Raw genomic sequence first — 20,412 nt, forward strand, 5'->3', positions numbered from 1 at the left:
GGAGCCGCTGCAATGCAGGGCGACCCCGAGGTCATCGAGTTCCTCAACGAGCAGCTCACCGGCGAGCTGACCGCGATCAACCAGTACTTCCTGCACGCGAAGATGCAGGAGAACTTCGGCTGGACGAAGCTCGCCAAGTACACGCGGCACGAGTCGTTCGACGAGATGAAGCACGCCGAGGTGCTGACCGACCGGATCCTGTTCCTGGAAGAGCTGCCCAACTACCAGAGGCTGTTCCATGTGCGGGTGGGCCAGACCGTCAAGGAGATGTTCGAGGCCGACCGGCAGATCGAGGTCGAGGCGATCGACCGGCTCAAGCGGGGCATCAAGGTGATGCGCGAGAAGGGCGACATCACGTCGGCGAACATCTTCGAGGACATCCTCGCCGACGAGGAGCACCACATCGACTACCTCGACACCCAGCTGGAGCTGCTGGAGAAGCTCGGGGAGGCGCTGTACCTCGCGCAGCTGATCGAGCAGCCGGAGAGCTAGGCGGCCTCGTCCAGGACGTCGGGGCCGGACAGCTCCGCCAGTACGGGCTTGCCCTGGTCGGCCAGGTCACGGCGCGGGCAGGAGCCGCGGCCGAGGATCGCCTGGATGCGCCGCACGCACGAGCCGCAGTCCGTGCCCGCCTTGGAGGCGGAGGCGATCTGCCGGGGGGTGCAGGCGCCGTCCTCCGCATGCTTCTTGACCTGGTCCTCGGTGATGCCGAAGCAACTGCAGACGTACACGCGGATTCACCTCCCGACGGGATTGATAGGTGTCGCCGTCCCGCTTGATCGGTGAGGCTTACCTAACCTTACCCGCCATGCCGAACCCGCAAAAGTGCGTCGGGGCGCGGATCCGGTGTGATCCGCGCCCCAACGCGACTAGCGATCCCTCGTGATCACTGGTCCCGGTACATCTCGGCGACCAGGAACGCCAGGTCCAGGGACTGGCTGCGGTTCAGGCGGGGGTCGCAGGCCGTCTCGTAGCGCTGGTGCAGGTCGTCGACGAAGATCTCGTCGCCGCCGCCCACGCACTCGGTGACGTCGTCACCGGTGAGCTCGACGTGGATGCCGCCCGGGTGGGTGCCGAGGGCCTTGTGGACCTCGAAGAAGCCCTTGACCTCGTCGAGCACGTCGTCGAAGCGCCGGGTCTTGTGCCCGGAGGCCGCCTCGAAGGTGTTGCCGTGCATCGGGTCGGTCACCCAGGCCACCGTCGCGCCGGACGCCGTGACCTTCTCCACCAGCTCGGGGAGCTTGTCGCGGATCTTGTCGGCGCCCATGCGGACGATGAAGGTCAGCCGGCCCGGCTCCCGCTCGGGGTCGAGGCGGTCGATGTACTGCAGCGCCTCCTCGGCCGTCGTCGTCGGACCGAGCTTGATGCCGATCGGGTTGCGGATCTGCGAGGCGAACTCGATGTGCGCGCCGTCCAGCTGCCGGGTGCGCTCACCGATCCACACCATGTGCGCCGAGACGTCGTACAGCCGGCCGGTGCGCGAGTCCACGCGGGTCAGCGCCGACTCGTAGTCCAGCAGCAGCGCCTCGTGCGAGGAGAAGAACTCGACCGTCTTGAACTCCTCCGGGTCCGTGCCGCAGGCCCGCATGAAGTTCAGCGCGTTGTCGATCTCCCGCGCCAGCTGCTCGTAGCGCTGCCCGGACGGGGAGGACTTCACGAAGTCCTGGTTCCAGGCGTGCACCTGGCGCAGGTCGGCGTAGCCGCCGGTGGTGAAGGCGCGCACCAGGTTCAGCGTCGAGGCGGACGCGTTGTACATCCGCTTCAGACGCTCGGGGTCCGGGATGCGGGCTGCCTCGTTGAAGTCGAAGCCGTTGACCGAGTCACCGCGGTAGGTGGGCAGCGTGACGCCGTCGCGGGTCTCGGTGCCCTTGGAGCGCGGCTTGGAGTACTGACCGGCGATGCGGCCGACCTTCACGACCGGCACCGAGGCGGCGTACGTCAGCACGGCGCCCATCTGGAGCAGCGTCTTGAGCTTGTTGCGGATGTGGTCGGCGGACACCGCGTCGAAGGCCTCGGCGCAGTCGCCGCCCTGGAGGAGGAACGCCTCTCCCTTGGCGACGGCCGCCATCCGGGCGCGCAGCTGGTCGCACTCGCCCGCAAAGACGAGCGGCGGATACGACTCGAGGTCCGCGATCACTGCGCGCAGAGCCTCGACGTCGGGGTACTCGGGCTGCTGCGCCGCGGGCAGGTTTCGCCAGGTGTTGCCAGCGCTCGGGCTGGTCTTAGCGTTCACGGTCACCTCGTAAACATTACGGGGTCGTGTCGCCATATTTTCCTCCGGCTCGACTGGTGAGACGGAGTGTTTGCCTCATGGACGCCACGGCCGTGCGGTAGGGTTCCTCGCATGTTCGCGCTTTCGACCCAGAACTGGTGGTGGACCGCTCATCCGGCGGCCCGCTGACTGCGCGTACTCAAGACTTCGCGAAGGCCGCCCGAGGGGCGGCCTTCGGCGTTTCCGGGGTCGTTCCTCTCCATCGAGAAGGATCACCCATGGATCTCCAGAACCTCTTGCACGACCCCCGCCCCTTCGCCCTGCTGCGCCGCCGCACCCCGGGCCGTGACGAGCACACGGTGGAGGTGCTGCTCGGTCCCGTCTCCTCCCGGGACCGTCTGGCCGACCTGCCCGCCGAGGGCCTCGCGCTGGTGCCGTTCCGGCAGATCCGCGAGCGCGGCTTCGACGTCCGTGACGACGGCACACCGCTGCTGGTACTGACGCCCGAGGAGTCGTACGAGATCCCGCTGGCCGAGGCCCTCCGGTCGCTGCCGGGCCATGACGTGCGGGTCGAGGGCGGGGGCTTCGACGTCGACGACGACGAGTACGCCGAGATCGTCGGGCAGGTGCTGCGCGAGGAGATCGGCCGGGGCGAGGGCGCGAACTTCGTGATCCGGCGGACGTACGAGGGTGAGATCCCGGGGTTCGGGCGGGCCGACGCGCTGGCGCTGTTCCGGCGGCTGCTGGAGGGCGAGCGGGGCGCGTACTGGACGTTCGTCGTGCACACCGGGGACCGGACGCTGGTCGGTGCCAGTCCCGAGGTCCATGTGCGGATGTCCGGCGGCACGGTCGTGATGAACCCGATCAGCGGGACGTACCGGTATCCGGCCGAGGGGCCGACGGCCGGGCACCTGCTGGACTTCCTCGCCGACGGCAAGGAGATCGAGGAGCTGTCCATGGTCGTCGACGAGGAACTGAAGATGATGTGCACCGTCGGCGACATGGGCGGGGTGGTCGTCGGCCCGCGGCTGAAGGAGATGGCGCACCTCGCGCACACCGAGTACGAGCTGCGCGGCAAGTCCTCGCTGGACGTGCGGGAGGTGCTGAAGGAGACCATGTTCGCGGCGACGGTCACCGGGTCTCCGGTACAGAACGCCTGCCGGGTGATCGAGCGGTACGAACCCCTCGGGCGGGACGGTGCCGGGCGCGGCTACTACGCGGGTGCGCTGGCCCTCATCGGCCGGGACTCCGGGGGCGCCCAGACCCTCGACTCCCCCATCCTGATCCGCACCGCCGACATCTCCGCCGGCGGCCGGCTGCGGGTCCCGGTCGGCGCGACGCTGGTGCGCGGCTCGGACCCGGCGGGCGAGGTGGCCGAGACGCACGCCAAGGCGGCGGGCGTCCTGGCGGCCCTGGGGGTGGGGCCGGCCCGGCCGCGCGACGAGCGGGAGCGGCCCCGGCTCTCCGACGACCCCCGGGTGCGGGCCGCGCTGGACGGGCGCCGCGCGTCGCTGGCGCCGTTCTGGCTGCGGATGCAGGAGCCCTCGGCGGTGCTGGAAGGGCATGCCCTGGTGGTCGACGGGGAGGACACCTTCACGGCGATGCTGGCGCACGTACTGCGCTCGGCCGGACTGGAGGTGACCGTGCGGCGCTACGACGAGCCGGGGCTGCGGGAGGCCGTGCGCGCGCACGAGGGGCCGGTCGTCCTCGGGCCCGGCCCGGGTGACCCCGGCGACCTGGACGATCCCAAGATGCGCTTCCTGCGGGCCTTGGCCGCAGAGGTCGTCCGGGAACACCGGCACGGTGTCCTCGGGGTCTGCCTGGGCCACGAGCTGATCGCGGCGGAGCTGGGGCTGGAGATCGTCCGGAAGGAGGTCCCCCACCAGGGGGCGCAGACCACGATCGACCTGTTCGGGCGGGCGCAGACCGTCGGCTTCTACAACAGCTTCGTGGCGCACTGCGACGAGGAGGCGGCACGGGAGCTGGCCGCGCACGGGGTGGAGGTGAGCCGGGCGGAGAACGGGGAGGTGCACGCGGTACGAGGTCCGGGCTTCGCCGGGGTGCAGTTCCACCCGGAGTCGGTGCTGAGCCTGGACGGGGCCGCGGTCGTACGGGAGCTGATGGGTCAGCTGCGCCGCACGACCGTGTAGCCGTCCGGGGTGGACGTCAGCCGAAGAACACCCCGACCTCCTCGTACAGCTTCGGGTCCACCGTCTTCAGTCTGGCCGTGGCCTCGGCGATCGGGACACGGACGATGTCGGTGCCGCGCAGGGCGACCATCTTGCCGAAGTCGCCGTCACGGACGCAGTCGACGGCGTGCAGACCGAAGCGGGTGGCGAGCCAGCGGTCGAAGGCGCTCGGGGTGCCGCCGCGCTGGATGTGCCCGAGGACCGTGGTGCGGGCCTCCTTGCCGGTGCGCTTCTCGATCTCCTTGGCCAGCCACTCGCCGACGCCGGAGAGGCGGACGTGCCCGAAGGAGTCGAGCGACCCGTCCTTGAGGACCATGTCGCCGTCCTTCGGCATGGCGCCCTCGGCGACGACGACGATCGGGGCGTACGACGCCTTGAAGCGGGAGGTGATCCAGGCGCACACCTGGTCGAGGTCGAAGCGCTGTTCGGGGATGAGGATGACGTTGGCGCCGCCGGCCAGGCCGGAGTGCAGGGCGATCCAGCCGGCGTGGCGGCCCATCACCTCGCAGACGAGGACCCGCATATGGGACTCGGCGGTGGTGTGCAGACGGTCGATGGCCTCGGTGGCGATGCCCACGGCGGTGTCGAAGCCGAAGGTGTAGTCGGTGGCGGACAGGTCGTTGTCGATGGTCTTGGGCACGCCGACACAGGGCACGCCGTACTCGTCGGACAGCCGCGCGGCGACGCCGAGCGTGTCCTCGCCGCCGATCGCGACGAGCGCCTCGACCTCCAGCTTGGCCAGGTTCTCCTTGATCCGGCGGATGCCGTTCTCCTGCTTGAGCGGATTGGTGCGCGAGGAGCCGAGGATGGTGCCGCCGCGGGGCAGGATGCCGCGTACGGCGGGGATGTCGAGGCGGACGGTGTCGCCTTCGAGAGGTCCGCGCCAGCCGTCCCGGAAGCCGACGAAGTCGTATCCGTACTCCTGAACGCCCTTGCGGACGATGCCCCGGATGACGGCGTTGAGCCCGGGGCAGTCGCCGCCTCCGGTCAGTACTCCGATCCGCATGGAAATGTCCCTTCGCCGCGGTTGCCTGACGCTCAGTCACGGTAATGGTGATTCGCGTCACACAGCGAGAGGCGGGAAGGGTGATTCCGGTGAATTGTCAGGAGGCGGCTTGACCAGGCGGTTTCACGCGTCGTCGAGCCCGCGCTCGATCGCGTACCGCACCAACTCCACCCGGTTGTGCAGCTGGAGCTTGCCGAGGGTGTTCTGGACGTGGTTCTGCACCGTGCGGTGGGAGATGACGAGGCGTTCGGCGATCTGCTTGTAGCTCAGGCCCTTGGCGACCAGCCGCAGCACCTCCGTCTCCCGCTCGGTCAGCCGGGGCGCCCCCGGCTCGTCGGCGTCCGGGGCGGGCGCGGGCTCGGAGGCCAGGCGCCGGTACTCGCCGAGGACCAGTCCGGCCAGGCCCGGCGTGAACACCGGGTCGCCGACCGCGGTACGGCGGACCGCGTCCAGGAGTTCCTCGGTGGAGGCCGACTTGAGCAGGTAGCCGGTCGCGCCGGACTTCACGGCCTCCAGCACGTCGGCGTGCTCGCCGCTCGCGGACAGGACCAGGACGCGCAGCGCGGGGTTGTGGCCGACCAGTTCCTTGCACACCTGGACGCCGGGCTTGGCGGGCAGGTTGAGGTCCAGCACGAGGACGTCGGGGGCGGCGGCCTTGGCCCGGCGGACCGCCTGCTCGCCGTCACCCGCGGTGGCGACCACCTCGAAGCCGGACTCGCCCAGGTCCCGGGCGACGGCGTCGCGCCACATGGGGTGGTCGTCGACCACCATGACCTTGATCGGGTCCTGCTGCTCGCTCATCGCTTCTCCGCCTCGTCCCGTGAGACCTTGGGTACCGTCAGTTCGACCTCCGTGCCCTGCCCGGGGACGGAGATCAGTTCGGCGCTGCCGCCGAGGTCGCGCAGTCGTCCCCGGATCGACTGGGCCACACCGAGCCGGCCCTCGCCCTCGGCCTGGGCGAGCCGGCCCTCGGGGATGCCGGGGCCGTCGTCCCGTACGGTGACGACGATCTCGTCGGGCTCGTCCTCGACGAGGATCCAGGCCCGGGCCTCGGCACCGGCGTGCCGGCGCACGTTGTCCAGGGCCGCCCCGACCGCGGCGGCCAGCTCCCGCGCCGCCGGTCGCGGCAGCGGCACCGGGGCACCGGGCTCGGCGAGGCTGACCCGGGCGCCGGCATGGGGGGCGAGCAGGATGCGCAGGTCGACGGGTCCGTCGGCCGGCTCGTCATCGGGCTCCTCGACCGCTCGGACGACGGCTCCGTCGGCCGTGTCCTCCGACACCCTGGAGACCGGCAGCAGCCCGCCGGAGACCAGCGTGCGCAGCGCCACCTCCTGCTCGCCCGCGAGGCGCCCCAGTTCGGCCGCCTCGCCGCCGATGACCGCGCCGCGCCGCTGCACCATGGCCAGCACCTGGAGCACGCTGTCGTGGATGTCCCGGGCCAGCCGCTCCCGTTCCCGGGTCGCGGCCTCGATCTCCAGGGCGCGGGCGAGGGTGCGCTCGGAGGCGCGGGCGACCTCCACCACGTAGCCGATGGCGATGGAGGCCACCCAGACCAGGATCACGTTGTGCACGGTGTCCCGGGCCGGGGTGCCGCGCTCGACCAGGTTGACGACGGCGACGGCCGTGGAGGCCACGGCGGCCCAGCGCCAGCCGCCCTTGATGGCGAAGGCCAGCACCGAGCCGGCGGTCCATATCGACGGCAGCGTCGGGCCGCCGCCCGCGATCCGCTCGTGGCTGTCGGCGAGCGGGGTGAGCATGATGCCGGCGAGGGCGATCGTCAGGTCGGCGGCCAGGAAGCGCCTGGTGCAGCTCGCCGCGTTCGCCACCCTGGGCAGGGTGGCCAGGGTCCAGCCGACCAGGACCGCGTAGTAGGCGACGGCGACCCAGGGGCGTACGAAATGGTCGTACGCCGTGGCGCACAGGCCAATGGCGTACAGCATGGTCAGCACCCGGTATCCGGCGAGCGCACGCCACAGCGGCAGCTCGACCGACATCCGCATGACCCGCTCGCGCTTCGGCATGCCCCCCCCCGCTCCCCCGGTTTCCCCCGCTAGCCCTCGGCCTGCTTCTTCTCCGCCTCCTTGGCGGCCTTCTCCGCTTCCCTGGCCGCCTTCGCCGCGTCCGCGATCTGCCGCTTGGCGGCGGTCGCGTACATGTCGACGTACTCCTGGCCGGAGAGCTTCATGATCTCGTACATGACCTCGTCGGTCACCGCGCGCAGCACGAAGCGGTCGTGCTCCATACCCTGGTAGCGGCTGAAGTCCAGCGGCTTGCCGATGCGGATGCCCGGTCGCATCAGCTTGGGCATCACCTTGCCCGGCGGCTGGATCTTCTCGGTGTCGATCATCGCCACGGGGATGACCGGCGCGCCGGTGGCGAGCGCCACGCGCGCGAGGCCGCCGGGCTTGCCCCGGTACAGCCGGCCGTCGGGAGAGCGGGTGCCCTCCGGGTAGATGCCGAACAGCTCACCGCGCTCCAGCACCTCTATACCGCTCTTGATCGCGGCCTCGCCGGCGCCGCGCGCCCCGGAGCGGTCCACCGGGAGCTGTCCGACGCCCTTGAAGAAGGCGGCCGTGAGGCGGCCCTTCACGCCCGGGGTGGTGAAATACTCGGCCTTCGCGATGAAGGTGACCTTGCGGTCGAGGATCGCGGGCAGGAAGAAGGAGTCCGAGAAGGACAGGTGATTGCTCGCCAGAATTGCGGCACCTTCGGCCGGAATGTTCTCCAGGCCCTCCACCCAAGGTCTGAAGGCGACCTTCAGCGGTCCTCCGATGGCGACCTTCATCGTGCCGTACAACACCCGCGTGCCTCCTGTTTCCGTGGATCAGACCTTAACCCGGACCGCCGTCAATGACCCCGACGACCCTGGTCGGTGTCAGTGCGGTCGCGTACGGTGAAGCACATCCGCCAGTTCTTCACGCCTTTCTCAGGAACAGGAGCCCGAAAGGTGCCGGTTCTCCCCGGAGCCGAGCCGTACCGCCGCGAGGGCGGGGAGGTGGGTGTTCTCCTCTGTCACGGCTTCACCGGCTCGCCCCAGTCGCTGCGTCCCTGGGCGGAGCACCACGCGGCGCACGGCCTGACCGTGTCGCTGCCGCTGCTGCCCGGGCACGGCACCCGCTGGGAGGACCTGCAGGTCACGGGCTGGGAGGACTGGTACGCGGAGGTGGACCGCGAGCTGCGGGCGCTCTCCGAGCGGTGCTCCCGGGTGTTCGTGGCGGGCCTGTCGATGGGCGGGGCGCTGGCGCTGCGGCTGGCGGCCCGAGGCGGCGAGCGGGTCGCCGGGGCGGTCGTCGTCAACCCGGCGACCCGGGTGCACGGCCTGTCGGCGTACGTCCTTCCGGTGGCCCGGCACCTGGTGCGGACGACCCGGGGCATCGCCAGCGACATCGCCAAGGGCGGCCCGGCGCTGCTCGGTTACGACCGGGTGCCGCTGCACGCGGCGCACTCCCTGCGGGTGTTCCTGCGCCGGCTGGACGGCGAGCTGCCCCAGGTGACCCAGCCGTTGCTGCTGCTGCGCAGCGCGCGGGACCATGTGGTCCCGGCGGCGGACTCGGTCCGGGTGCTGAGCCGGGTGTCCTCCGTGGACGTAACGGAGATCGTGCTGGAACAGAGTTACCACGTGGCGACGTTGGACCACGATGCGGACCGGATCTTCGAGGAGAGCCTCGCCTTCATCGGCCGGCTCGCACCCAGTGTCGGCAAGGAAGGGACGGCCGCAGTTGGCTGAGCACGACTCCGACCGCGAGGACCGCGAGCCGGACGAGAAGGGCGTGCCCTTCGACGAGGACGCCGCCTGGCGGGCCATCGTCGCAGGGTACGGCGACGAACCACCGGACCCGCCGGGTTCCAGGCCCTTCAGGCCGGTCGAGGATCTCGCGCTGCCCGAACCCGAGCCCCCGGCCGAGGGCCCGGCCGGCTCCGAGGAGCCGCGGCCCGCGAAGCCGCTCGGCAGCTCGATCTCGTTCGCGCCCGGCGTGGGCCCGCGTGACCACACCCCGCCGGAGCCGTCCGAGGACGACTTCGACGAGGACGACGAGGGCCACTTCGTACCGCCCGAGCCACCGCCGCTGCCGACCGCCGACACGACCGCGAGGTTCGCCTGGCTCGGGGTCCTCGGCGGCCCGGTGCTGCTCCTGGTGGCCGTGCTGCTCGGCTGGGAGATGACCTGGTGGCTGACGACCGCCGGGATCGGCGGGTTCCTGGGCGGATTCGCCACGCTGGTGATGCGGATGAAGACGGACGACGACGGGGACGACGAACCGGGACACGGCGCGGTCGTCTGACAGACCGGCTGAGGGCCCGTCCGGAGACGATCCGGACGGGCCCTCACGCATGTCCGCACGATCGGCCGCCCGCGCCGGACCCGGTGCGCAGCCCGGCTCGCACGGCCGGTGCGCCGAAAAGGGAACCCGATTCCGCCGACCGGCGAAGGAGAGATGAACAACCCGAACAAGCCCAAGCCTTCGAGGCGTTCAGACGAACGAAAGGAGCCCCGATGACCGTCGGACCACCGGGCGTCGGCACCCGCGGCAAGGTTCGCGAGGAGAGTGATGCCCGCGTGATCGCGCGGTCCCGGGACGAGCCCGAGCTGTTCGCCGCCCTCTACGACCGGTACGCCACCGCCGTGCACCGTTACGCGGCCCAGCGGCTCGGTCCCGAGGCGGCGGAGGATCTGATGGCGGAGACCTTCATCACCGCCTTCCAGCGGCGTCACACCTACGACCTCGGGCGGGACGACGCCCGCCCCTGGTTGTTCGGCATCGCGACGAACCTCATCGGTCGGCACCGCCGGACCGAGGCGCGCCGGTTCAAGGCGCTCGCGCGGCTGCCGGAGCCGGTGGAGCACGAGGAGCCGGTCGCGGACCGGGCGGTTTCCAGGGCCGGTGCCACGGGGGTGCGCCGGGAACTGGCAGCCGCGCTGACCGGGCTGTCCGCCCGGCACCGCGACGTGGTGCTGCTGGTGGCCTGGGCCGGCCTCGACTACGAGGAGGCGGCCCAGGCCCTCGGCGTGCCGGTCGGCACGGTCAGATCCCGGCTGCACCGGGCTCGCAGCAGATTGCGCGAAGCACTGGGCGGATCCGATCCGACGGCATTCCGAGAGGCAGACGCCCATGCATGACATCGACGAACTGCGCGAAGTGAGCGACTGCGCCCCGGGGACTCCCCCGCTCGACGACGCCACCCGGCACCGGGTACGGGCACGGCTGGTCGCCGCGATGGGCCGGCCCGCTCCGGTCGTACGGCCGCGGCGCCCCGTCCTGCGCATCGCCCTGACCGGCGCGCTCGCCGCGGCGGTCGCCGCCGGGGTCCTGGTCGTCCTACGGGACGATGACGGCGCGCACCGGGAGCGGACGGCGAACCCGCCGACGTCGAGTGCGCCCGCCATGCGGAATGTGAGCGCGCAGATGGTGCTGAACGGGGCCGCCGCCTACGAGCGCAAGCACGAGCGGACGGTCACCCCACGCGACGACCAGTTCATCTACACCAAGGAGATCATCAAGGAGACCAACCAGAAGACCGGCGGGACGAAGAGCTACGTCGACGAGAACTGGCGCTCGGTGGACGGCTCGAAGCCGTCCTGGATCATGGAGATCGGCAAGGGGTGGTGGTCGCCGCCGCTCAAGAAGAACGAGAGCGTCTGGCCGCCGCAGGACTGGGGAAGGCTGCGGAAGCTGCCGACCGATCCGAAGAGGCTGATCCTCGCGGTCGGCCGCGACGCGGGCATGCCCAGGAAGACCGACTCGCTGGACGACATCACCGACGAGCAGTGGTCGGAGATCCATTTCAGCCTCGCGGGGCTGCTCAAGCTGGTCCCGGTGATGCCGCAGGGGCTGCGCCCGGCGGCCTACGAGGCGCTGGGCATGGTGCCCGGGGTGAAGGCGGTGCCGAACCAGCGGGACGCGAAGGGACGCACCGGCGTGGCCATCACGTACGACGACCCCACGGCCCCTGAGGGGGTCGCGAGCTTCGGCGGCTACTTCATCTTCGACCCGGGGACGTACGCCTTCCTCGGCTTCCGTGACGAGCGCTCCTCGGGCGACGGCCCGGCCATGAAGAAGTACACCCAGCTCTCCTACCTCGACAGCTGGGCCGTTGTCGGCAAGGCGAAGCAGCGGCCCTAGCTACGCCGTGGCGGGCACCCTGAGGGCGGCGAGGACCGGAAGGTGGTCCGTGGCCGCCCTCAGGTCTGCCTCCGTGATCCCCGGCTGCTCCAGCGGCACGCCGCAGCCGAGCACCTCGATGCCCTTCGTGGCGAACACCGCGTCGATGCGCTGGTGGGGGTCGGCGGGGGTCGAGGTGAACTCGCCGCCCCAGGGGGCGGTGGTCCGGCAGTCCTGGAGGCTGTCGGAGAGGAGCCGGAAGGCGGGGCCGTCGGGGCGTTCGTTGAGATCGCCGCCGGCGACGGCGTGCTCCACGCCCAGGCCCGCGAGGCGGTCGAGGAGCATGCCTGCCTGCTCGTGGCGCTCGTCCTTCTGCAGGCTCAGGTGGCAGCTGATCACTCCGAGACGGGCGGCGCCGAAGCGGACCACCGCCGTGGCGAGGCCGCGGCGGTGCAGGCCGGGGGTGAGCGGGAGGAGTACGTCCTCCGTGCGCTCGACGGTGGCTCCCAGACTGCACAGGATCGCCGGTCCCGCTGCCGTCGCCCCTCCGGTGAGGATGACCTGGCCGGAGGCCGCCGCGAGCCGGGCCAGCTTCTTGCGCCAGCGGAAGAAGCGGGGGGCTTCCTGGACGAGGACCAGGTCGGGGGCGCAGGCGGTGATCACCCTCGCCAGGGCCCCGGTGTCGTCGCGCATCGAACGGATGTTGTAGCCGAGGACCCGGATGACGGCGGAACCATCGGGTTCCGTACGGGAGTTGGGAAGCAGCATGCCGATCAACATACGACGATGCCCGCCGTCCCGGGACGGGACGCGGCGGGCATCGTCGTGGTGGGGCCAGGCCTCACTACATGATCGGGTCGGGCTCGCGGGCCAGGTCGGCCGCGCCGACGAGGCCGGCCTTGTTGCCGAGTTGGGCGGCGATCACGTCGGCGACCGGACGCCAGTTGCCGCCGACCAGCCAGCGCTTGTAGGACTTGCGGATCGGGTCGAGGACCAGCTCGCCCTCCTCGGAGAGGCCGCCGCCGACGATGAACGCGGACGGGTCGAAGAGGGAGGCCAGGTCGGCGAGGCCGGCACCGGCCCAGCGGGCCAGCTCGCGGTAGGAGTCGACGGCGACCAGGTCGCCCTGGCGGGCGGCCATGGAGATGTGCTTGCCCTCGATGCCGTCCGGGGTGCCGTCTCCGAGGCCCAGCAGGATCTCGGCGTTCTCCGGGGTGGCGTTGGCGCGCTGCTTGGCGTAGCGGACCAGGGCGCGGCCGGAGGCGTACTGCTCCCAGCAGCCCTGGCTGCCGCAGCCGCACAGCAGGCCGTCCGGGACCATGCGGATGTGGCCGAACTCGGCGGCCACGCCGAAGTGGCCGCGGCGCAGCTTGTTGCCGATGATGATGCCGCCGCCGAGGCCGGTGCCGAGCGTGATGCAGATGACGTTGCGGTGGCCCTTGCCGGCGCCGAACTTGTACTCGCCCCAGGCGGCGGCGTTGGCGTCGTTCTCGACCACGACCGGGAGGCCGGTGCGGGCCTCGACCTTCTCCTTCAGCGGTTCGTTGCGCCAGTCGATGTTGGGGGCGAAGTACACCGTGGAGCGCTGCCGGTTCACGTAACCGGCAGCGCCGATGCCCACGCCGACGATCTCGTGCCCGGCGCGCGCGCCCTCGACGGCGGAGGCGATGGCGTCCACGATCGCCTCGGGCGTGCCCGGGGTCGGCACCTTGTAGGTCGAGAGGATGTTGCCTTCCTCATCGACCACGCCGGCCGCGATCTTCGTGCCGCCGATGTCGACGCCGATGGTGAGTCCCATGAATCCCTCAGTTTCGGTCGAGCCCCGCTACGGCCAACCGTACCCGAGGCCCTGCCCCGGGAGGGCTTCAGTCCAGGTCGATGCGCTCCCCCGGGCCGGTGCCCTCACCCCGGTCGCGGCGGTCGGACCAGTCGTTCTTCAGGTCGGGCGCGCCGGTGGTCCAGCGGTGCTCCTGGGCCTGGACCGCGGAGCGGTAGGCGGCCAGCAGTTCGTTGCCGGCCGCGGCGAGGTGGTCGAAGACCTCGGGGTTGCGCTCGATGACGGGCTCGACGGCGGCCTTCGCCTGCTCGACGACCTGGCGCACCACCTGCTGGGCGGCCGGTCCGGCGACGGCGCCGAGCAGCGGGGACTGGAGACCGGACAGCTTGTCGGCCACGGTGTCCACGAGTCTGCGCAGTTCCTCGGCGGCGGAGCCGGGGGGCGGGCCCTGCTCGGCGCGGCGGCGGGCCTTCTCGGCGGCCAGGTCCTCGGCGCAGGCCGTGGCCCAGGCGTCGTCGTCGGTCGCCCTTGCTCGAGCTTCCGACTGCGCTCCGGCAGGGGGCACCCCCACCCCGTGGACCTCCTCGGCCGGGTCGGGTGCGGGACGGTCTTCGCTCATGGCGGACTCCTGACTACGGTTCGCCCCTACGACGTTACCCGAACGGGCGTACGCGGTTCAGCGTCCGAAGGCGGGCCACAGGTCGGGATCGGGGGTGAAGCGGATGCGCAGCTCACCCTCGCGCAGGGCAGCCCCGGCAACGGTGCAGCGGCGCAGGGCGGAGGGAAGCGGAACGATACGCCGGAAGGGGCCCGCGGTGATCACCAGCTCGTCGCCGCGCCGGATCAGGTCCAGCTCGTCCCGTATCGCGCCGGGCAGCGGGACGTGCCAGACGAGCACGCCGTCCTCGCCGAGGCGGTCCGAGACGGGCCACTCGACCGGGGCGGGCACGGGGTTGACGCCGGGGACGGCGAGGGCGTGCAGGTCGTCGGTGCCGTGCGGGTCCCGGCCGAGGTGGGGGACGGTGTGGAGGTCGTACGGCTCGGCCCACTCGGCCAGGGTTTTGCGCTGCTGGGCGAGGAGGCCGGAGAGCCAGGGGTCGGGGGCGGCGTCGGGCAGGACGCGGTTGGCGATCAGGGCCTCGGTGCGCAGGCCGCGCAGGGCGAGGCCGAGGGTCGCGGTGTGCACGGCGGCGGCGCCGGCGGGGCCCGGTTCGGCGACCAGGCGTACGGCGGTGCGCCGGTCGGTGAGCACCGCCTCGACGGCGGCCAGCTCGACGTCCCAGCGGGCCGCCGTCTCGTACAGCCACTCGGCGGGCATGGGGACGCCGGCCAGCCGGCCGAGGACCGGGCGCAGGGCACGGGCCGCCTGCCGCTCGGGCGGGAGCAGACGGCGCAGGTAGCGGCGCAGCTCCTCGGGGAGGGCGAGCAGGGGAAGGGCCTGCGGGAGGGCCGGGAGGTCGACGACGAGGAGGTCGTAGCGCTCGGAGAGGGCGGCGTCCCGCAGGGCGCGCAGGAAGGACAGCTCCTCGGCGCCGGGCAGCGGGGTGACCTCCTCGCCGTCCAGCCGGGCGGCGCCGAGGAGGTCCAGGACGTTCGCGGCGCGGGTCTGGAAGGCGGTGAGGTCCTGCCGGAAGCGTTCCGTGGCGTCGGGGCGCCAGACGGTGAGGTTCCCGGTGACCCCGGTGGGGGCCGGTCCTGTCGCGGCGCCCAGTGCCGTGCCCGCGGTGTCCGTGCGGTCGGCGCTCAGGAGGAGGGTGCGGGTGCCTTCGCGGGCGGCGTCGACCGCAGTGGCGGCGGCCACGGTCGTACGACCGCTGCCGCCCGGGCCCGTGATCAGGATGGTGCGCATGAGGGTGAACGGTAACGGAGGGCAGGGGTGCCCGATGCTGCGGCTGCCCGGGGCGGCGGCAGCAGGACCGGGCGGCCGGAGATCAGCCGGCCGACTCGACCCTCTTCTTCAGGCCCGCCAGAGCGCGGTCGATGATGACCTTCTCCGCCTTGCGCTTGATCATGCCCAGCATGGGGATCTTGACGTCGACCGTGAGCTGGTAGGTGACCTCGGTGGCGCCCGCGCCGGCCGGCTTGAGGATGTAGGAGCCGTCCAGCGAGCGCAGCATCTGGGACTTCACCAGGGTCCAGGAGACCTCGTTGCCGCCGGTCCAGGTGTAGCCCAGGGTCTGGTCGTCCTTGATGGCCCCGGCGTCCATGACGAGGCGGACCTGCTCGGCGCGGCCCTGGTCGTCGGTCTTGAGGACCTCCGCCTCCTTCACCTCGCCGGTCCAGTCCGGGTAGCGGGCGAAGTCGGCGATCACCGCCATGACGTCGGCCGGAGCCGCCTCGATCGTGATGCTCGAACTGGTGTGTTCCGCCATCGCCGTGGCTCCTCCAGATACGGACCTAAGAGTGTGCAGCGTGAAGGCTACCGCGCCGCCGACCTGGAGCCTTCACCCCGTCCTTCACACTGTCCTGCACACCGCCGCCCGTCCCGCGCCCGCCGTCGCCGCCCGGTCCGTGACGATCACCATTCCAGGGCCCACGGCCTGCCCGTCCCCGCGAAGTGACCCACGTTCACACACTCCGTCGCCCCTATCCGCATCCGGCGCGCCAGTGGCTGATGGACGTGGCCGAAGAGGGAGTAGCGCGGGCGGGTGCGGCGGATCGCGTCCAGGAGCGCCCGGCTGCCGCGCTCGAAGCGGCGCGCGACCGTGTCGTAGACCAGCTCCGGGACCTCCGGCGGGATGTGCGTGCACAGCACGTCCACCTCGCCGACCGCCTCGATCTTCGCCGCGTACTCCTCGTCGTCGATCTCGTACGGCGTCCGCATCGGGGTGCGCAGTCCGCCGCCCACGAAGCCGAAGGTCCAGCCGCCGATCTCCACCCGCTCACCGTCCAGCACCGTGGTGCCGGGCCCCGCGTACTCGCTCCACAGGGGCGGCATGTCGACATTGCCGTAGGTGGCGTACGTCGGCGAGGGGAACGCGGCGAACAGCTCGGCGTACTGCTTGCGCACCGCCTTCTCGATGGCGGTGGCCCGGTCGGAGCCGATGCCGGCCCACAGCCGGGCCCCGAAGGCACGGGCCTCCTCGAAGCGGCGCGCGGTGCGCAGTTCCACGATGCGGTCGGCGTTCTCCTTGCCGAACAGGTCGGGGAAGATCCCGCGCGAGTGGTCGGCGTAGTCGAGGAAGAGAACGAGGTCGCCGAGGCAGATCAGGGCGTCCGCACCGTCCCCCGCCCGGGCCAGGTCACGCGCGTTGCCATGCACGTCGCTGACCACATGGACGCGTGTCCTCCGGTTGCCGGAGCGTGTGGGTGCCATGACGATCAAGCGTAGGCGCGTGGGGTGTGCGTGAACAGTGGCGACCTCGACCGGGGTTACTCGCCGGTCGCTTGAGCCGTGGACTACTGTGCGCGAAGGAACGCCATCCCGTGTGACGCAGCGAACATCTCGTCGGGACCCCCTGTCGTAGAAGCCATACCGGCGGGTAACGTCCGGGCCGTCCAGTCGTGCTCTGGATTTCAACATCTGAATGCCAGAGCATCCGCCCGAGCCTTGGACCGCACCGTCGCATCACACAGTGTCGTGGCGCCGGCGCCCTATGAGGAGCAGCAGTCTTGCGCGAGTTCAGCCTTCCGGCTTTGTACGAGGTCCCTGCGGACGGCAATCTGACCGACATCGTCCGCAGAAACGCCGCGCAGCATCCCGACGTCGCCGTCATCGCCCGCAAGGTGGGAGGCGCCTGGCAGGACGTGACGGCCACGGAGTTCCTGGCCGAGGTGCGCTCCGCCGCCAAGGGCCTCATCGCCTCCGGTGTGCAGCCGGGCGACCGGGTCGGCCTGATGTCCAGGACGCGGTACGAGTGGACGCTCCTCGACTTCGCGATCTGGAGCGCGGGCGCGGTCACCGTGCCGGTGTACGAGACCAGCTCGCCGGAGCAGGTGCAGTGGATCCTCTCCGACTCGGGCGCGACCGCCTGCATCGTGGAGCTGGACGGCCACGCGGCCGCCGTCGACTCGGTGCGCGACACCCTGCCCGCCCTCAAGCACGTCTGGCAGATCGAGGCCGGCGGCCTGGAGGAGCTGGGCCGGCTCGGGCAGGACGTCTCCGACGCGACCGTGGAGGAGCGCAGCTCGCTCGCCAAGGCCGACGACCCGGCGACCATCGTCTACACGAGCGGTACGACCGGTCGCCCCAAGGGCTGTGTCCTCACCCACCGCAGCTTCTTCGCCGAGTGCGGCAACATCGTGGAGCGGCTGCGCCCCCTGTTCCGCACCGGTGAGTGCTCGGTCCTCCTCTTCCTCCCGCTCGCGCACGTCTTCGGCCGGCTGGTGCAGATCGCGCCGATGATGGCGCCGATCAAGCTGGGCTGCGTCCCGGACATCAAGCACCTCACCGACGAGCTGGCCGCCTTCCGGCCGACGCTGATCCTCGGTGTCCCGCGCGTCTTCGAGAAGGTGTACAACTCCGCGCGCGCCAAGGCGCAGGCGGACGGCAAGGGCGCGATCTTCGACAAGGCCGCGGACACCGCGATCGCCTACAGCAAGGCGCAGGACACCCCGTCGGGCCCGTCCGTCGGCCTGAAGATCAAGCACAAGGTCTTCGACAAGCTGGTCTACAGCAAGCTGCGCGCGGTCCTCGGCGGCCGGGGCGAGTACGCGATCTCCGGCGGTGCCCCGCTGGGCGAGCGGCTCGGTCACTTCTTCCGCGGCATCGGCTTCACGGTGCTGGAGGGCTACGGTCTGACCGAGTCCTGCGCGGCGACCGCGTTCAACCCCTGGGACCGGCAGAAGATCGGCACGGTCGGCCAGCCGCTGCCCGGCTCGGTGGTCCGGATAGCTGACGACGGCGAGGTGCTGCTGCACGGCGAGCACCTGTTCAAGGAGTACTGGAACAACCCGGGCGCGACCGCGGAAGCGCTCGCCGACGGCTGGTTCCACACCGGTGACATCGGCACCCTCGACGAGGACGGCTACCTCAGGATCACCGGCCGCAAGAAGGAGATCATCGTCACCGCGGGCGGCAAGAACGTGGCCCCGGCCGTGATCGAGGACCGCATCCGCGCCCACGCGCTGGTCGCGGAGTGCATGGTGGTGGGCGACGGGCGGCCGTTCGTGGGCGCGCTGGTCACCATCGACGACGAGTTCCTCGGCCGTTGGGCCGCCGAGCACGGCAAGCCGGCGGGCTCCACCGCGGCGTCGCTGCGCGAGGACCCGGATCTGCTGGCGGCGATCCAGGCCGCGGTCGACGACGGCAACGCCGCGGTGTCGAAGGCGGAATCGGTGCGGAAGTTCCGCATTCTGTCCTCCCAGTTCACGGAGGAGTCGGGCCACCTCACCCCGTCGCTGAAGCTCAAGCGGAACGTGGTGGCGAAGGACTACTCGGACGAGATCGAGGCGATCTACGCGAAGTAGTACGCCTGCCGGAAGAGCGTCATGGCGCGGTGTCCTCGGCGAGGACCCGCGCCATCGTGCGTTCGGCGAGCGCGGTGATGGTGACGAACGGGTTCACGCCCGTCGAACCGGGCACGAGCGAGCCGTCGGTGATGTAGAGCCTGGAGTACCCCTTGACCCGGCCGTAGTCGTCGGTCGCCTTCCCGAGGACGCAGCCGCCCAGTGGGTGGTAGGTGAAGTCGTCCGCGAAGACCTTGCTGGTCGAGCCGAAGAGGTCGTACCGGTAGATGGTCAGGTTGGCCGCGTTGATCCGGTCGAAGAGCTTCTTGGCCATGGCGACCGACACGGCGCTCTGGGCCGGGGTCCAGCCGAGTTTCACCGCCCCGGACGTGGAGTCGTACGAGAACGACGCCCGTTCGGGGTTCTTGGTGATCGCCAGGTACAGGCTGATCCAGTGCTCGAACCCCATGGGCAGGGGGGCGATCTCGGCGAAGACCGGGTTGGCGGTGTTGGCCCAGTCGTCGATGCCCATGACGGGCATGGTCGCCTGGTTGGCGCCGACGGTGTCCCACACGTGGTTGGCGCGGCCGAGCATGGTGTTGCCGTTGGTGCCCCAGCCGGCGCCGACGCTGGAGTTCAGCGCGGGCAGGGTGCCCGTGTCCCTCGCCCGGACGAGGAGTTCGGTCGTACCGAGGCTGCCGCCGCCGAGGAAGAGGTACGTGCAGCTGTACTGCTTGGTCTCCACGACCTTGCCGGTGTTGTCGATGCGGTCGGCGGTCAGGACGTACGCCCCGTCGCCCGCCCTGGTGACCGTCCTGACCTTCTCCAGGGTGTTGATGGTGACGTTGCCGGTGCCGAGGGCCGCGGCCAGGTAGGTCTTGTCGAGGCTGCGCTTGCCGTAGTTGTTGCCGTAGATGACCTCCCCGGCGAGGGCGGACCTGGTGGCCGTGCCGGCGGCCTCGCGCTGCATGTAGCCGAAGTCGTAGACGTTCGGCACGAAGGTGGTCTTCAGGCCGGCGTTGGCGGCGGCCTTCCGGGAGGTGCGGGTGAACTGGTACCACTCCGTGGACTCGAACCAGGCCGGGTCGATGCTGTTGACGCCGAGCATGGAGCGGGCGCGCGGGAAGTAGGTGCCGTACATCTCCTCGGCATCCACGGTCGGGAACTGCTCGGCGAAGTAGGACTTCAGCGGGGTGACCGCCATCCCGCCGTTGACCAGCGAGCCGCCGCCGACGCCCCGGCCGACGTACACGGACATGTTGTCGTAGTGCACGCGGTCGAGGGCTCCGGGGTAGGCGCTGATGTCCTTGTTGACGAGGTCCAGCCAGAGGAAGGTGGCCAGCGGGGCCTCGGTGCGGGTGCGGAACCACATGGAGCGCTGGTCGGGTGCGCTGGTGGAGCAGAACACCTTGCCGTCGCTGCCGGCGGTGTTCCAGAGGCGGCCCATCTCCAGGACGAGGGTGCGGATGCCGGCCTGGCCGAGGCGGAGGGCGGCCACGGCGCCGCCGTAGCCCGAACCGACGACGATGGCCGGGGAGTTGTCGACGGCGGCCGGTTCGGCCGCCTGCGCGGACTGAAGACCGATGCGGGTGAGACCTGCCGTGGCGGCGGTCTGGAGGGCGATCATGCCCAGGATGTGACGTCGACTCAGCTGACGCTGCATCAGTTTTGCTGTCATGCGCGCAGCATGTGCGGATTTTCCCGTTCCGCCTAGAGCGGGGACGAGTTTTTGAAGACGG

General features: G+C 71.1%; 21 protein-coding genes. 8 read left to right on the forward strand and 13 right to left on the reverse strand.

The genetic code is table 11. The features are described from left to right. Positions 1-12: 12 nt before the first annotated feature. The gene (bfr, locus tag FB157_RS02000) at positions 13-492 is read left to right on the forward strand and encodes a bacterioferritin (protein WP_145875274.1); all 480 of its coding nucleotides are present in this window, start codon (positions 13-15) and stop codon (positions 490-492) included. On the opposite strand, the gene FB157_RS02005 is transcribed toward bfr, so the two are convergent. Beyond that, positions 489-731, reverse strand: a complete 243-nt coding sequence (locus FB157_RS02005) for a bacterioferritin-associated ferredoxin (protein ID WP_186581286.1) — start codon at positions 729-731, stop codon at positions 489-491. The genes bfr and FB157_RS02005 overlap by 4 nt on opposite strands. Before the next feature lie 155 nt (positions 732-886). Next, positions 887-2,239 (reverse strand): class II 3-deoxy-7-phosphoheptulonate synthase, encoded by a 1,353-nt coding sequence (locus FB157_RS02010; RefSeq protein ID WP_145875278.1) that lies wholly within the window; start codon positions 2,237-2,239, stop codon positions 887-889. A gap of 105 nt (positions 2,240-2,344) precedes the next feature. Here FB157_RS02010 and FB157_RS49575 point away from each other — a divergent pair, with 105 nt between their 5' ends. Beyond that, complete coding sequence (locus FB157_RS49575) at positions 2,345-2,401, forward strand: trp operon leader peptide (RefSeq protein ID WP_350818382.1); 57 nt, start codon at positions 2,345-2,347, stop codon at positions 2,399-2,401. A gap of 89 nt (positions 2,402-2,490) precedes the next feature. Next, positions 2,491-4,362 (forward strand): anthranilate synthase family protein, encoded by a 1,872-nt coding sequence (locus FB157_RS02020; RefSeq protein WP_145875282.1) that lies wholly within the window; start codon positions 2,491-2,493, stop codon positions 4,360-4,362. Positions 4,363-4,378: 16 nt separating this feature from the next. On the opposite strand, the gene FB157_RS02025 is transcribed toward FB157_RS02020, so the two are convergent. From FB157_RS02025 to FB157_RS02040, 4 genes are all read right to left on the reverse strand, one after another. Then, positions 4,379-5,407, reverse strand: a complete 1,029-nt coding sequence (locus FB157_RS02025; RefSeq protein WP_145875284.1) for a 6-phosphofructokinase — start codon at positions 5,405-5,407, stop codon at positions 4,379-4,381. Positions 5,408-5,530: 123 nt separating this feature from the next. Further along, the gene (locus FB157_RS02030; RefSeq protein WP_145875286.1) at positions 5,531-6,208 is read right to left on the reverse strand and encodes a response regulator transcription factor; all 678 of its coding nucleotides are present in this window, start codon (positions 6,206-6,208) and stop codon (positions 5,531-5,533) included. Further along, the gene (macS, locus tag FB157_RS02035) at positions 6,205-7,428 is read right to left on the reverse strand and encodes a MacS family sensor histidine kinase (protein ID WP_145875288.1); all 1,224 of its coding nucleotides are present in this window, start codon (positions 7,426-7,428) and stop codon (positions 6,205-6,207) included. The genes FB157_RS02030 and macS overlap by 4 nt, the downstream gene beginning before the upstream one ends. 29 nt (positions 7,429-7,457) lie before the next feature. Then, positions 7,458-8,192, reverse strand: a complete 735-nt coding sequence (locus FB157_RS02040) for a 1-acyl-sn-glycerol-3-phosphate acyltransferase (protein WP_145875720.1) — start codon at positions 8,190-8,192, stop codon at positions 7,458-7,460. A 162-nt stretch (positions 8,193-8,354) separates the two neighbouring features. Here FB157_RS02040 and FB157_RS02045 point away from each other — a divergent pair, with 162 nt between their 5' ends. The 4 genes from FB157_RS02045 (at position 8,355) to FB157_RS02060 (ending at position 11,529) form a co-directional block, all read left to right on the forward strand. Continuing rightward, on the forward strand, positions 8,355-9,134 hold the full coding sequence (locus FB157_RS02045) for a carboxylesterase (RefSeq protein WP_145875289.1): 780 nt from the start codon (positions 8,355-8,357) through the stop codon (positions 9,132-9,134). Next, on the forward strand, positions 9,127-9,690 hold the full coding sequence (locus FB157_RS02050; RefSeq protein ID WP_145875291.1) for a hypothetical protein: 564 nt from the start codon (positions 9,127-9,129) through the stop codon (positions 9,688-9,690). The genes FB157_RS02045 and FB157_RS02050 overlap by 8 nt, the downstream gene beginning before the upstream one ends. Positions 9,691-9,902: 212 nt before the next feature. Then, on the forward strand, positions 9,903-10,526 hold the full coding sequence (locus FB157_RS02055; protein WP_145875292.1) for an RNA polymerase sigma factor: 624 nt from the start codon (positions 9,903-9,905) through the stop codon (positions 10,524-10,526). Next, complete coding sequence (locus tag FB157_RS02060) at positions 10,519-11,529, forward strand: CU044_5270 family protein (protein WP_145875294.1); 1,011 nt, start codon at positions 10,519-10,521, stop codon at positions 11,527-11,529. Before FB157_RS02055 ends, FB157_RS02060 begins: the two co-directional genes overlap by 8 nt. Here the strand turns inward: FB157_RS02060 and FB157_RS02065 are convergent, their stop codons facing one another. From FB157_RS02065 to FB157_RS02090, 6 genes are all read right to left on the reverse strand, one after another. Beyond that, complete coding sequence (locus tag FB157_RS02065) at positions 11,530-12,288, reverse strand: endonuclease/exonuclease/phosphatase family protein (RefSeq protein WP_145875296.1); 759 nt, start codon at positions 12,286-12,288, stop codon at positions 11,530-11,532. 64 nt (positions 12,289-12,352) lie between these two features. Continuing rightward, complete coding sequence (locus FB157_RS02070; RefSeq protein WP_145875298.1) at positions 12,353-13,306, reverse strand: ROK family glucokinase; 954 nt, start codon at positions 13,304-13,306, stop codon at positions 12,353-12,355. Between the two features lie 67 nt (positions 13,307-13,373). Beyond that, entirely contained in the window at positions 13,374-13,904 is a 531-nt protein-coding gene (locus FB157_RS02075) for a DUF5304 domain-containing protein (protein ID WP_145875300.1), read from the reverse strand. A gap of 57 nt (positions 13,905-13,961) precedes the next feature. After that, positions 13,962-15,134 (reverse strand): ArsA family ATPase, encoded by a 1,173-nt coding sequence (locus FB157_RS02080; RefSeq protein WP_145875301.1) that lies wholly within the window; start codon positions 15,132-15,134, stop codon positions 13,962-13,964. An 82-nt stretch (positions 15,135-15,216) separates the two neighbouring features. Beyond that, positions 15,217-15,657, reverse strand: a complete 441-nt coding sequence (locus FB157_RS02085) for an SRPBCC family protein (RefSeq protein ID WP_145875303.1) — start codon at positions 15,655-15,657, stop codon at positions 15,217-15,219. 146 nt (positions 15,658-15,803) lie between these two features. After that, positions 15,804-16,601 carry a metallophosphoesterase gene (locus FB157_RS02090; RefSeq protein ID WP_145875305.1) on the reverse strand — a complete coding sequence of 266 codons (798 nt, stop codon included), beginning with the start codon at positions 16,599-16,601 and terminating at the stop codon, positions 15,804-15,806. A 296-nt stretch (positions 16,602-16,897) separates the two neighbouring features. On the opposite strand from FB157_RS02090, the gene FB157_RS02095 reads away from it, so the two are divergent. Next, positions 16,898-18,694, forward strand: a complete 1,797-nt coding sequence (locus FB157_RS02095) for a long-chain fatty acid--CoA ligase (protein ID WP_145875307.1) — start codon at positions 16,898-16,900, stop codon at positions 18,692-18,694. Between the two features lie 19 nt (positions 18,695-18,713). On the opposite strand, the gene FB157_RS02100 is transcribed toward FB157_RS02095, so the two are convergent. Continuing rightward, positions 18,714-20,300, reverse strand: coding sequence for a GMC oxidoreductase (locus tag FB157_RS02100; protein ID WP_145875722.1), 1,587 nt, complete (start codon positions 20,298-20,300; stop codon positions 18,714-18,716). Positions 20,301-20,412: the final 112 nt, after the last annotated feature.

The sequence above is a fragment of the Streptomyces sp. BK340 genome, from assembly GCF_007827595.1.
Taxonomy (GTDB): domain Bacteria; phylum Actinomycetota; class Actinomycetes; order Streptomycetales; family Streptomycetaceae; genus Streptomyces.